Source organism: Alteribacillus persepolensis, assembly GCF_900099605.1.
GTDB classification, from domain to species: Bacteria; Bacillota; Bacilli; order Bacillales; family Marinococcaceae; genus Alteribacillus; species Alteribacillus persepolensis.
In genome coordinates this window covers 605,539-617,443 of record NZ_FNDK01000001.1, presented here as the reverse complement: position 1 = coordinate 617,443, position 11,905 = coordinate 605,539, and the positions used below count along the sequence as shown (strand labels likewise).

At 40.8% G+C, this 11,905-nt stretch carries 15 protein-coding genes; 13 read left to right on the top strand and 2 right to left on the bottom strand.

The window, feature by feature from the left end; translation table 11 throughout:
- Positions 1–35 precede the first annotated feature (35 nt).
- Together ribH and BLT18_RS02985 are read left to right on the top strand one after the other, a co-directional pair.
- A complete protein-coding gene (gene ribH / locus BLT18_RS02990) occupies positions 36–509 on the top strand; it encodes a 6,7-dimethyl-8-ribityllumazine synthase (protein ID WP_091271030.1) in 474 nt (157 codons plus the stop codon).
- Positions 510–798: 289 nt separating this feature from the next.
- Positions 799–1,182 carry a GNAT family N-acetyltransferase gene (locus BLT18_RS02985; RefSeq protein ID WP_322787545.1) on the top strand — a complete coding sequence of 128 codons (384 nt, stop codon included), beginning with the start codon at positions 799–801 and terminating at the stop codon, positions 1,180–1,182.
- Between the two features lie 55 nt (positions 1,183–1,237).
- Here the strand turns inward: BLT18_RS02985 and BLT18_RS02980 are convergent, their stop codons facing one another.
- Positions 1,238–1,774, bottom strand: coding sequence for a DUF309 domain-containing protein (locus BLT18_RS02980; protein WP_091271028.1), 537 nt, complete (start codon positions 1,772–1,774; stop codon positions 1,238–1,240).
- A 176-nt stretch (positions 1,775–1,950) separates the two neighbouring features.
- On the opposite strand from BLT18_RS02980, the gene BLT18_RS02975 reads away from it, so the two are divergent.
- Positions 1,951–2,700 (top strand): segregation/condensation protein A, encoded by a 750-nt coding sequence (locus tag BLT18_RS02975; RefSeq protein WP_091271160.1) that lies wholly within the window; start codon positions 1,951–1,953, stop codon positions 2,698–2,700.
- Positions 2,697–3,254, top strand: coding sequence for an SMC-Scp complex subunit ScpB (scpB, locus tag BLT18_RS02970; RefSeq protein WP_091271027.1), 558 nt, complete (start codon positions 2,697–2,699; stop codon positions 3,252–3,254). Before BLT18_RS02975 ends, scpB begins: the two co-directional genes overlap by 4 nt.
- A gap of 89 nt (positions 3,255–3,343) precedes the next feature.
- On the opposite strand, the gene BLT18_RS02965 is transcribed toward scpB, so the two are convergent.
- On the bottom strand, positions 3,344–4,042 hold the full coding sequence (locus BLT18_RS02965) for a DUF421 domain-containing protein (RefSeq protein ID WP_091271025.1): 699 nt from the start codon (positions 4,040–4,042) through the stop codon (positions 3,344–3,346).
- 171 nt (positions 4,043–4,213) lie between these two features.
- Between BLT18_RS02965 and BLT18_RS02960 the strand changes: the two genes are divergently transcribed.
- The 9 genes from BLT18_RS02960 to resB all read left to right on the top strand — a co-directional run bounded on the left by BLT18_RS02960 (position 4,214) and on the right by resB (position 11,905).
- Positions 4,214–4,636 (top strand): hypothetical protein, encoded by a 423-nt coding sequence (locus tag BLT18_RS02960; RefSeq protein WP_091271023.1) that lies wholly within the window; start codon positions 4,214–4,216, stop codon positions 4,634–4,636.
- Between the two features lie 12 nt (positions 4,637–4,648).
- The gene (gene spoVAC / locus BLT18_RS02955) at positions 4,649–5,116 is read left to right on the top strand and encodes a stage V sporulation protein AC (protein ID WP_091271021.1); all 468 of its coding nucleotides are present in this window, start codon (positions 4,649–4,651) and stop codon (positions 5,114–5,116) included.
- Positions 5,117–5,120: 4 nt separating this feature from the next.
- Positions 5,121–6,134 (top strand): stage V sporulation protein AD, encoded by a 1,014-nt coding sequence (spoVAD, locus tag BLT18_RS02950; RefSeq protein WP_091271019.1) that lies wholly within the window; start codon positions 5,121–5,123, stop codon positions 6,132–6,134.
- Positions 6,131–6,481: a stage V sporulation protein AE gene (spoVAE, locus tag BLT18_RS02945; RefSeq protein WP_091271017.1), complete on the top strand. Its 351-nt coding sequence runs from the start codon at positions 6,131–6,133 to the stop codon at positions 6,479–6,481. The genes spoVAD and spoVAE overlap by 4 nt, the downstream gene beginning before the upstream one ends.
- 146 nt (positions 6,482–6,627) lie before the next feature.
- Complete coding sequence (locus tag BLT18_RS02940) at positions 6,628–7,755, top strand: D-alanyl-D-alanine carboxypeptidase family protein (RefSeq protein WP_091271015.1); 1,128 nt, start codon at positions 6,628–6,630, stop codon at positions 7,753–7,755.
- Positions 7,756–8,349, top strand: a complete 594-nt coding sequence (locus BLT18_RS02935; protein WP_091271013.1) for a nucleoside recognition domain-containing protein — start codon at positions 7,756–7,758, stop codon at positions 8,347–8,349. It abuts the gene before it with no gap.
- Positions 8,350–8,351: 2 nt separating this feature from the next.
- Complete coding sequence (locus BLT18_RS02930) at positions 8,352–8,885, top strand: spore maturation protein (protein WP_091271011.1); 534 nt, start codon at positions 8,352–8,354, stop codon at positions 8,883–8,885.
- A gap of 433 nt (positions 8,886–9,318) precedes the next feature.
- A complete protein-coding gene (locus BLT18_RS02925; protein ID WP_091271010.1) occupies positions 9,319–10,041 on the top strand; it encodes a pseudouridine synthase in 723 nt (240 codons plus the stop codon).
- Between the two features lie 223 nt (positions 10,042–10,264).
- Positions 10,265–11,905, top strand: coding sequence for a cytochrome c biogenesis protein ResB (gene resB, locus BLT18_RS02920; RefSeq protein WP_091271008.1), 1,641 nt, complete (start codon positions 10,265–10,267; stop codon positions 11,903–11,905).

Below are 11,905 nucleotides of genomic sequence, written 5' to 3'. Positions count from 1 at the left end.
AAAATATCAACGAAGGAAAGAAAGGAAGACGAATAATGGCAAATGTATTTGAAGGGAATTTAGTTGGGACAGGATTGAAAATCGGTATTGTAGCGGGAAGGTTTAATGAATTTATTACGAGTAAGCTTTTGGGCGGTGCAGAGGATACATTAAAGCGGCATGGCGTTTCTGAAAGTGATGTGGACGTAGCTTGGGTCCCAGGGGCTTTTGAAATTCCATTTGCAGCAAAAAAAATGGCGGAAACAGGTAAATATGATGCCATCATTACATTAGGAACGGTCATAAAAGGTTCCACACCTCATTTTGATTATGTTTGCAGTGAAGTCACGAAAGGTGTTGGAAATTTATCTTTAGAAAAAGGACTTCCGGTTATATTCGGTGTGGTTACGACGAATACTATTGAACAAGCCATTGAAAGAGCGGGGACCAAAGCAGGAAATAAAGGTGCAGAGGCCGCTGCAGCAGCTATTGAAATGGCAAACCTTGATAAAAGCATCAAAAAAGAGTAAACTAATGAAGGTGATATAAACATGACGGTATATACCGTCATGTTTCTTCTTGCCTACGTGTTTACGTTTGTCAATATTTTTGTGTTCAAGCAGGCGTGTAGTCCATGGAAGTAAAATGGGCGAAAGTTGGCGGACAATTTGTATAGAATGTAGATATAATGATTAACAAAAAAAGTAAAATAAAATGTTGCGCACCCTCTTTTCATACCAAAAATTTGAAGTATAATGAGAGAGAATAGCAATTAACAGCAAGTTGCTTAGTGGCAATCAATTCTCTCAGGAGTAAGGGATGATGACTATGTTCATTAAATTTAAATCAGCCTACAAAAAAATTGCCATGGGATTGCTTTCTTACATGCCGGAAGAAAAAGATGTGAAAAAACTGCAAGAAACCATTAAAGTGTATGAGGAAAATGAGAACTGGCAGCTTTATTTATGGAAAGAAGACGATGATATTGTTGGTGTTCTCGGTTTGTCTTTTCCCGATGACCATATGGCTAGGTTAGAACATGTATGTGTCAACCCATCATACCGTGATGAAGGCATAGGGAAAAAGATGGTACGCACGATACAAGAAAAAATAGACAGGGAACTGGTGGGCCGTGAGGAGACCATCGAGTTTCTGGATGTTTGTAAAGAAGGGATAAAAACTAAAAGAGAAGTGAGCGGATAGTTCATTTTCATTCTGCACATCTCGTCTATATAAATGAAAAAGCTGTTCCGACTTTTTAAGTCCGGGACAGCTTTTTTTGTTCGCGCAGCCATTTTTGTTGTATGCGTTCTTCAGTAATATCTGTACGGTCTCGTAAAATATGACGGTGTACAAGGTGATCATTAAACATATCGCTTTCACCCAGCCAGTCAACGTTTTCTTTCTCGCACATTCGAAAACATTGATCTGTCAAAGAAGTATCTGTAATGGGTAAATTCATATCTGTATAGGTTCGTTGCAATAAAATATCAGAAAGTCTTTGGTCCATAAGAAAAAGAAGTTGGTCTGTATCAAGTGCTAACTCTTCTAAGGATGCTGAATATTCTTGAACAATACGGCGGGCGTTGCGAAACGTTTTCTGTGCCCCTCGCCAATTTGCTCGGCGGTGATGATAAAGGCCAACAGCAATCTGAATCAGCCCAACCCAATGTTTATCACGATAACCTGAAGGTTTTTCTTTCCAATGTTCTTCTAGTATTTCGTGACATTCAAAAAAATCTCTATGTCCATGAAATTGTACTAAATACTGAACGTATGCCTCTGGATAATGCATCAAACATCCTACTTTCTTCCTCACCAAGTTCGTTGCAATAACAATTTTTAGTGTAACATATATAGAAAGTAATGTATAATATGGTGTTTGCTGCAATTTGGTTCTGTTTATCAGCTGTTTCCGTGATATTATTGATAGAGAATGTATTTTAGGTTGGAGAAACGGTGGAGATGTATATGAAACGTTACAATGTAAAAATCGACAGTTTTGAAGGACCGCTTGATTTATTGCTGCATTTAATACAGCAAGCAGAAGTCGATATTTATCATATTCCACTAGCAGCGATTACAGATCAATACTTCCAGTATGTACACGCGATGCAGGAGTTAGAATTAGATATCGCCAGCGAATATCTTGTTATGGCAGCCACATTGCTTGAGATTAAAAGCCAAATGCTGCTGCCTAACCATACGGAGGAAGTACTTGAGAGGACCGATGAATGGGAAGAGGAAGACCCTCGTGAAGAATTATTAGACAGGCTTGTGGAGTATAAAAAATATAAAGAGGCTGCATCTCATCTAAAGGAAAAAGAGCAGTCTGCCGGTATGCATTATGCTAAATCACCAACGGCAGTGGATGAGCAGGAAAACGACGACGTGAATGACGTATCGGAAGAGGTGACATTGTATCATATGCTTGAAGCATACCAGCAGTTAAAGAAACGTGTCCACGCTCCTTCGGCTGAAACAACCGTAAAGGCACAGGAAATTTCCATGGAAGAGCGCATGAATGATATTGTAAGCACTTTAAAAAAGCGTGCAGAGCCAGCAAGGTTTGGAGATTTGTTTCCTATACAGGAAAAGCCGTACATTGTGACGACATTTCTTGCTGTATTAGAGCTGGTCAAGCACAATGAAATACGCTGCAAGCAAAAAGAAAACTTTGACGAGATAATGGTTGAATATAAGGGGGATACTGCTTCGTGAAAGAGCAAGAAGCTGCAATAGAGGGCCTTTTATACGTTGCAGGCGACCAAGGAATAACAGTAAAAGAGCTGGCAAACGTGTTAGAGGTGACAGAAGAAGAAGCGATGAACGCACTATACCGCGTGCAAGAAAAATTACACCAATGTCTTGATGGATTAGAGATAAAGCAAACAGGTGATACGTATCAGCTTGTTACTGTATCTGATATTGCTTCTTATATTGAAACATACGCTCATGTTCCGGAAAAAGGGAAATTGTCACAAGCAGCGTTAGAGACGCTGGCTATTATTGCTTATAATCAACCCATCACGCGAATTGAAATTGATGATATCCGCGGGGTGAAATCAGAAAAGTCAGTACAGACGTTAATGAATAAAGCGTTGATTACAGAGTCAGGCAGAGCGCAAAGTATTGGCAGGCCAAAGTTATATCAAACAACGAATCGTTTTTTGGAACACTTTGGGCTGTCCTCGTTAGAAGAGCTGCCAGAATTAAAAGAGAATGATTCTGCATCAACAAAAGAAGCCGATCTATTTTTTGACCGGCTGACGTAATTTGTTCACTCACCGATCAGGAGAAATATTAGGTATAAGAGAGAAAACATTGGCTATCACTAAAAAACTCGGCATCCAGCCGAGTTTTTTTACGGTTTGTCATTATATGTTTGAATATATAGTGGAAATGCCCCGTCCCATTCAGCGTATAACACCCGGTTTATATCAGGGATGTTTCTTGATTGAAGGTGTTGAAGAATTTGTTTTTTGGAGACATTTGCTTCCGTTAAATTGTCTTCCACCCATTCTCCGTCTAAAATAATGGAGAATGGCAGTGCAGGCTCAGCTGGAAGCTCTGGCAGCCATTCTTTATTTTTGGGTGTGGAAGCTGCAGCTGTTTTAAGCACATTAATGGTGCCGTTTGCTTCTAAAATGGCATAGTGGACATCTTGAATACTAAAGACATCACGGTCACGTAATAAATGCTGCAGCTGGTTTAAATCCAGCTTGTTTTTTTTCATGGCTTCATAATCAAGTTGACCTTCTCGAATAACAATGGCAGGCTTGCCTTCAAGCAGGCTTCTTGTCCCTTTTTTCTTTTGGGTGACCTTTTCAATCGTGCTGATGAGTATCGCCCATAAAACGATGGCATACAGTACGTAATGCAAACCAATTTCGTTGTCATATATAGCATTACCGACTAGTTCACCAAGGACTAGTGCGGAAATAAAGTCAAATGGTGTCAGTTGATTGATTTGGGTTTTTCCAAGTATTTTCGTAATAACTAATAAAGCGAAAAAACCAACAATAAGCTCAATTGTTAAATGCAAAAAATTAGTGGACTGCATAGCTGGCCTCCTGTTGTCAGTTATGCTTTTTTTAGTATGGTCTGTTTTTTAAAAAATACCCTTGAGGAAGCTACGCTGTTCTTTGATCCATATTTTTACATATTGTTTTTGTTCATAAAAACGACTGCGGTTTTTCATACTATAAATGCAGTTTGTTATGGAGGGAAAGATATGCGAAAAAATTTTCGTATCATAATTGGTATGAACGTTGTTTTTTTAATATTGCTGGCAGCAGGATGTAATCAGCAGGCGTCGGAGCTTCCGCAACATGTCATAAATGAAGAAACAAATGAAGCGGAAGAATTGTTAAAAGACATGGATCCTATTACATCGGCTGTCGTCATTACAAATGATGATAAAATGTATGCTGCTGCTGAGGTTAAACATATGAATCGTTTTCAACTTGAATCCATTAGAAAACAAGGGTACAACCGGCTGTCGAAACGCTGGCCCGATCATAATATTCACTTTTCAACAGACAAAAAAGCACTAATGGAACTGCAAAAGTTAAACAATGACATGGGAGAGAAGAAGGTTGGAAAAAAAGACCAGGAAAAACGTCTAACTAAAATTGAAGAATTTATGAAAGGATAGCAGGTGGTAGATATGGGTCAATCCAGTCAAGAAGATATCCAAAAAACATATCAGCAGTTTGCTTCAAAAGACGAGCCCAAACGTCCGGTTATCATGAATTGCATTAAAGCTTTTATCATAGGCGGGCTCATTTGTGTGATTGGTCAGGCGATTCAAAACTTTTATTTATATAACTTCGATTTTAATGAACAAACCGCAAGTGATCCTACTGTAGCAACGGTTATTTTGATTGCAGTACTGCTGACGGGGTTTGGGGTGTATGACAAATTTGCGCAGTATGCTGGGGCCGGCACAGCTGTTCCTGTAACTGGATTTGCAAATGCAATGGCCAGTGCAGCAATTGAACATCGAACAGAAGGACCGGTGTTTGGGATTGGCTCGAATATGTTTAAATTAGCAGGCCCGGTCATCGTATTTGGGACAACAGCGGCATTTATCGTCGCACTGGTTAAAACGATTATCATTCAACTAGGAGGGTGAAAATATGCTGCAAGGCAGTCAGTCATGGACTTTTGCTAATTCACCCGTCATTTTATCTACAGGTGTCGTCGGGGGCCCGTTTGAAGCAAAAGGCAATTTAAGCAGAGATTTTGACCATTTGTTTTCTGACCTTTGGATGTCAGAAGCATCATTTGAAAAAGCACAGACGAAACTAATGGAAGAAGCAGCCAATGCATCTCTGGCAAAAATCAATAAAAAACCAGAAGACATGCAATTTGTGTTAGCGGGTGATTTAATCAATCAAATTACCGCAACCAGCTTTGCTTGCCGAACGTTATCGATTCCCTACATTGGCTTATTTGGAGCATGTTCGACATCAATGGAAGGACTAGCGCTGGCTAGTTTTATCGTTGATAATAACGGAGGCAATTACGTGCTGACCGGCACAGCAAGCCATAACGCGGCTGTAGAGAAACAATTTCGCTATCCTACCGAATATGGAGCGCAAAAGCCGCCGACAGCACAGTGGACGGCTACTGCTTCGGGAGCTGCTGTTGTTGGAAAAACAGGAAATGGACCAATGGTGACATCGGCTACCATTGGAAAAGTTGTAGATATGGGATTAAAAGACCCTTTTAATATGGGAGGAGCGATGGCGCCAGCTGCTGCTGACACGATTGAAGCTCATTTTACAGATTTCAATCGAGACCCTTCTTATTATGACTACATTGTGACTGGAGATTTAGGCAGCGTCGGACATCCACTCATGAAAGAATTGCTGCAGCAAAGAGGAGTCCAGGTAACCGATGAGCAATGCATCGACTGCGGGCTGCTTATTTATAATGAAGACCAAAAAGTACAGGCAGGAGCAAGCGGTTCTGGTTGTTCCGCAGCTGTTGTGTACGGACATTTATTAAATCGAATGAAAAAGAAAGAAATCAACAAGATGTTAGTAGTTGCGACCGGAGCCTTGTTAAGTCCATTGTCTTATCAGCAGAAAGAGTCTATTCCATGCATCGCCCATGCAGTTTCAATTGAAAGGGGCGATTGGGAATGATGTACTTTTGGGCGTTTGTTGTTGGAGGGCTGATTTGTGTAATTGGTCAATTATTAATAGATGTAGCGAAACTTCCGCCTGGTCACACGTTAAGTGCACTAGTTGTGGGAGGAGCGGTCTTAGACGGTATTGGCTGGTATGAGCCATTAATTGACTTTGCCGGAGCCGGTGCAACGGTTCCAATCACAAGCTTTGGTAACTCGCTTGTACATGGTGCGATGGCAGAAGCGGAGCAGCACGGCATTGTTGGGATTATTACAGGGATATTTGAAGTAACAAGTGCTGGTATCTCAGCAGCGATCATATTTTCATTTTTAGCAGCACTCATTTTCAAGCCAAAAGGATAATAAAAGCGAATCACGCCGCGTCTTCCTTTGACACATGAGGAAGGCGTTTTATTTTGCAAGTGTGTACGAGCATATTCTTTAACAGGATTCATACAATGTAAACAAGCTTAGAGAAAAGAAATACGTACAAGGAAGCTGGGTGGCGCATGAAAAAACTTATCATTCTTATCGTTTTAAGTATTATCATTATCGCAGGCACTCCTCCTTCAGTGAATGCTGATCACCACCTAAGTGTATCAGGCCGAACGGCAGTTTTACTTGAACAAGACAGCGGGCGGGTATTATTTGGAAAGGAAGAACATGAACCACGAAAGATAGCAAGTATTACAAAAATCATGACCGCCATTTTGGCAGTTGAATCCAGGCAGTTCGAAGAAACAGTAAAAGTTAGCAGCAATGCCGCTGGTGTTGAAGGGTCTTCGCTCTACTTAAAACCCGGTGAGAACATTACGTTAAAAGATTTAACGTATGGCTTAATGATGAGATCTGGAAATGACGCTGCTGTAGCTATTGCTGAACATGTTGGAGGCAGTGTGGATGGATTTGTGTATTTAATGAATGAAAAAGCAGAACAAATTGGCATGGAAAATACGCAATTTACGAACCCTCATGGTTTGGATGACGGAGATTCGCATTATTCAACTGCTTATGATATGGCACTGTTAATGCAGTATGCAATGAAAAATGAACAGTTTCAAGAGATATCACAAACAAAAAAGTATCGCGCCCCGCAAGAAGGGGAAAGATGGGATCGGATTTGGACAAACAAAAACAAGCTGTTAACGTCGATGTACAAACATTGTACAGGAGGAAAAACCGGTTATACTAAAGCAGCTGGAAGAACACTTGTTACTACTGCTGAAAAGGATGGGATGTCACTTGTTGCTGTTACCTTAGATGCGCCATCAGACTGGAACGATCATATCACGATGTATGAATGGGGCTTTTCTAGTTTTCATCAAGAACAGTTAGCAGATAAACGGGAAGAAGTTACGGTGGAAAGTGTTGAAGATGGCACATTTTATTTACCATATACCCTGTATTACCCACTGCAAGAAGAAGAAAAGCAGCAAATAAGAAAAAAAGTCATATTAAATGATCGCTTTTTTCATGGTACCGCTAATGTAACAGCAGCTGGAAAGATAGAGTGGTATATCGGAGATGAACATATTTACAGCATGCCCCTCATGTATGAAAGAGAACAAGCGGCAAAGGAAGGCTTTTTTCATAAGATGGGAGAATTCATACGGACATTGACAGGAGGGTCCGTATAAATGGTCCATGCTATTTGGATAATCATGTTAACAGCCGGTATCATTACGGCGATGTTTAACGGACGCATGGAAGACGTGTCTGAAGCGATTTTTAATGGAGCAGAAGAAGCAGTGGCGCTGTGTTTTGGTCTTATCAGTATTATGGTGTTTTGGCTGGGCATGATGAATATTGCAAAAAAAAGCGGGTTGATGGATATATTTACACGACTGTTAAAGCCAGTAGCTGTACGGCTCTTTCCAGATGTTCCTCCTAAACATCCGGCCATGGGCTATATTATGTCAAATATGACAGCCAATTTGATGGGACTGGGAAATGCTGCGACACCAATGGGAATTAAAGCGATGAAGGAATTAAGGCAGCTGAACAACGACAGCGAGGAAGCAAGCAGGCCGATGGTTACACTTATGGCTTTAAATACAGCGAGTTTAACGCTTATTCCGACGACTGTTATTGCTATTAGAATGAACTATAACTCCGCCAATCCAGCCGAAATTGTTGGGACAACTATTGCAGCTACAGCTTGTTCGACGATTGCAGCGATATGCATAGACCGTTATTTTTATTATCGAAAACAAAAGAAAAGGAAAGGATAAAAATGAGTTGGATGAGCACAGTGTCGTTATGGATTCTGCCAGTTTTGTTGTTAATCATCCTGCTTCATGCTTCGGTGAAAAGGGTGCCTGCATATGATAGTTTTGTAGAAGGCGGAAAAGATGGATTTCAGCTTGCTGTATCATTAATACCGTATTTAGTAGGAATGATGGTTGCTATTTCGGTTTTCCGTGCTTCTGGTGCAATGGAACTTTTGCTGGAAGCATTAAAACCGTTCCTTATTTTAATTGGTGTGCCGGCAGATATCGTTCCACTTGCTGTTATTCGTCCCATTTCTGGTGCAGGTGCATTAGGAATGACAACAGATTTAATTCGCGAACACGGCCCCGATTCTTTTATTGGCAGGTTAGCTTCGACGATGCAGGGAAGTACGGATACGACATTGTACGTCTTAACGGTTTATTTCGGGGCGGCGGGTATTAAGTATATGGGAGACGCGTTGAAGGTTGGACTTTTGGCGGATGCAGCAGGGATTGCGGCTTCTATTGTAATCGTAACGATTGTTTTTGGTATGTAAAGAGGCTGGGACACAAGTATAGGAACTATATAATAATCCGAACGATTTATGAAAAATCAGTTCGGATTATTTATTTATCACAGGAATGTCTATCGTTGCTCCGTCAACATACGTCACGTTCCGCGGGCACGTCCGCGGAAAGCGCCCCGTCTGCAGCAGATGCGTTTCAAACAGCAACTTCTACGGTGACAAGGACGGTGGTTGAGTAGGTTCTCAACCACCGTTTTTCTTACAGCGGGAGAAAGGGTAAAAGTGTGGCGTTTGCATGGTCTAGTGCAAGCGCCTGCTCGCTTGAGATTCCTTCGGTTCGTGAGCAAGATGCCTGCGCTTTGTTTGCATAAAATATCTGAATTTTTTCTATACCAACTTCTCCTGGTTAAACGCTTGTGAAAACAGACGTGGATGGGTATGATGGACAATGAGGTGAAAAGCATTGGAACGACTACAAAAAGTGATTGCACATGCTGGAGTGACATCCAGGCGCAAAGCAGAAAAGTTAATTGAAGAAGGCAGAGTGACAGTAAACAAGGAAACGGTAAGGGAGCTGGGAACGAAAGTCTCGCCTCAAAAAGACACGATTGAGGTGGATGGTGTTCCGATTGATAAAGAGGAACCAGTGTATTTTTTGTTTTACAAACCAAAGCAAGTCATTTCTGCTGTTAAAGATGATAAAGGCAGGAAAGTAGTAACTGACTTTTTTGAAGAAGTCGAGGAAAGAATATTTCCAGTTGGACGTCTCGATTACGACACTTCTGGACTTTTGCTGCTTACAAATGACGGTGAGTTTGCAAATGTGATGATGCATCCAAAAAGTAAAGTTCTTAAAACGTACATCGCAAAAGTTAAAGGAAAACCTAGTAAAGAAACGCTGCAAAAATTACAGCGCGGCATTCATATCGATGGCAAAAAGACAGCTCCAGCACAAGTAAGGGTAAAATCAGCGAATAAAAAAGCGGACGCTTCTATTATCGAAATCGTTATCCACGAAGGGCGAAACCAGCAGGTTCGAAAAATGTTTGAAGCAGCTGGTCATCCTGTAAAGAAGCTGAAGCGTGAAAAGTACGGCTATTTGACACTGGGTCATTTAAAGCCAGGAGAAAAGCGCGTACTAAAACCTTTTGAAGTGAAGAAACTGAAAGAAAGTGCTGTCACATAAGTTTCATAAAACGACATCTATATGAACCGGTATCATGGCGTTATAATAAGTGATGAGCGGATTCTTATTTAGGACAAAAATGAGAGGCTCATACAATTTACAATCGAAAAATGACATTTAAAACAATGCGAGAGCGGCACAGCTGTAAGTATTTTTAAATATAGGAGAGAAATTTGGGCTGCTGCTGGAAATTGTCATTGCTTTGTCTTATCGAGGTGTTCTTATGAACGAAATAAAATGTGACTGCGGACACGTTAATCCGTATGGTACCCAGTTATGCCAGAATTGCGGCAAGCCGTTGGAAGAAAAGGGAAAAAATGCGTCCATGGTAGACATGCGTTATGAAGGTGCTGCAAGAAGATCGCAAACGTACAACAAATCAATGGTGGATAAGATATGGAATTTTTTCTCTTCGGTAAAAGTAGGAATATGGATTATTGTACTAACATTAGTTGCCTCGTCCATTGGCACTATATTTCCACAAGAAATGTACATACCCAACACGGTAGATCCGGCCGAGCACTACAAAGACGAATACGGCATTGCTGGTCAAATTTATTATACGTTAGGTTTTCATAATTTATATGGTTCATGGTGGTATATGGCACTGATTGCGTCTCTCGGTATTTCTTTAATCATTGCCAGTATTGACCGTGTGGTGCCGCTTTATAAAGCATTAAAAAATCAGCGGGTACCGCGAAACGAAGCATTTTTAAAAAGGCAGCGTTTATTTGGCCATACGACTGTTCGGGATGCAGACAATACGCTTGATAAAGCGAAAGCGGTGCTTAAAGGGAAACGTTACAATATCCGGGAAGAAAACGGCAGCCTGTTAGCGGAAAAAGGACGCTTTTCCAGATGGGGGCCTTATGTTAATCATTTAGGCTTGGTTATCTTTTTAACCGGGGCTATGCTTCGGTTTTTCCCAGGGATGTATGTGGATGACATTGTTTGGGTAAGAGAAGGAGAAACCGAAGTTATTCCTGGAACGGATGGCCAATACTTTATTGAAAATGAACGGTTTATCGTAGAGTTGTATGATGAAAATGATGAAACGTTTCAAGAAGCTTTAGAACGAGCAGGCGGCCCGACAGTGAAAAATTTCCAAACGGATGCTGTATTATATAAAAGAGCGGACACAAGCGTAGTAGGGACAACGCCAGAATTAGAGGAAGTAAAGGAAGAAGACATACGTGTCAACCACCCGCTTCGTTTTGATAACTTTGCTTTGTATCAGCTTGATTATAAATTAAATGAATTAAATACTATGACTTTTTCGCTCGATAATCGTGAAACAGGTGAGAGCATTGACACCATTGAAATAGATTTGTTTGATCCAAAAGATGAGTATGACCTTGGTGATGGTTATAAGGTGGTCATTGATTCGTATTTTCCAAATTTTGAATTCAATGATGATGGGGAGCCATCAACTACCTCAAGCATACCGGACAACCCTGCGTTTATTTTTCAAATGTTTTCACCAGAGCATCCTGATGGAGAATACAGCTTTGTAGGTATTCAGAGAAACGAAGACGTGTTCAAAGAAAATGACTATCAAATGAGCTTTCGTGATGTGAATACGAAGAATGTAACTGCCTTGACGGTTCGAAAAGATTTAACGCTGCCGTTTATTATTGTAGGGGCCTCTATCTTTATGATTGGTTTGATTCAAGGTTCCTATTGGTCACACCGTCGTATTTGGATAAAACAAAAAGACAAGGACGTGTGGATAGCTGGCCATGCCAATAAACATTGGGAATCTTTAAGGAAAGACTTCCAATCCTTATCTGACGAAACTGGGTTAGTCATGCCAGAAGATAAGTTGAAACAAAAGAACGATAAGGAAAGCGAAGGAAAGGGATGA